Source organism: Synechococcus sp. R3-13, assembly GCF_047462195.1.
GTDB lineage: Bacteria > Cyanobacteriota > Cyanobacteriia > Thermostichales > Thermostichaceae > Thermostichus.
Genome location: NZ_JANSIO010000436.1, coordinates 1 through 799, shown reverse-complemented (window position 1 = coordinate 799; position 799 = coordinate 1). Strand labels below are relative to the sequence as shown.

The window sequence follows — 799 nt, the reverse complement described above, 5'->3', positions numbered from 1 at the left end:
GCTTTTCCCTCGGCCCGATTGCCGATTCCAAACATAAACTTCCCCGGCAATTTCAAAGTTAAGATTGCCCGTTTCCCCACCGGTTGGAGACATGATGACCAATTCTCCTTGGGCAGTACGCTCCAGCTTCAGCTCAGGATTGGCGGCACAAAGCCGGATAAAATCTGCTCGGCTGAGGGTTATCAGGGGAGATAGATTCAGAGTCAGAGCAGCCATGGTAGTGTGACTCCGCCTGTTTTTGGCCTATCGCTCAACATTTTTACTGCAGCTGTTTCCAAGGTTGGGAGAGTTCTGCAATTGCGTGGGATCCCTGTCATGCAAGAGATCCATCAGAGTTGGCTGGGTTAAGGGTGTGGAAAAAAGCTGTATCAGGGATCGTAAATCCGTGAAAGCTACTCATATCAAGCCGACCAGATCTTGCGGATGGGCAAGGTGAAGCCCGGCAGCACGTCCTCTCCTGATAGGGTTTCCGGATCTTCGACCAATTGCGGCGCTTGCCCTTGTCGGTAGATCATCACCCGCTTGGCCTTGGGATCCAGCAGCCACCCCAGCCGACAGCCGTTGTCCATGTATTCTTGCATCTTGGCCTGAGTTTGAATCCAAGAGTCGGTGGGCGAGAGGATCTCCACCACAAAATCGGGGCACAAGGGCAAAAATCCTTGGCGGGTTTCCGGATCCAAAGCTTCCCACTTTTCAATCGGGATCCAGGCCAAATCAGGGGAGCGGTCGCTGCCTGAAGGCAAGGAAAATCCGGTGGAAGAATCAAAGCTTTTCCCTCGGCCCGATTGCCGATTCCAAA

2 protein-coding genes are annotated in these 799 nt (G+C 53.1%); both read right to left on the bottom strand.

Going from position 1 to position 799, the window contains the following annotated elements; genetic code table 11:
- A partial coding sequence (locus NW856_RS12590; protein ID WP_414400549.1) for a Uma2 family endonuclease occupies positions 1-216 on the bottom strand: 216 nt, incomplete at its 3' end.
- 185 nt (positions 217-401) lie between these two features.
- Positions 402-799 (bottom strand): Uma2 family endonuclease (locus NW856_RS12585; RefSeq protein WP_414400548.1); only part of this gene is annotated, 398 nt, incomplete at its 5' end.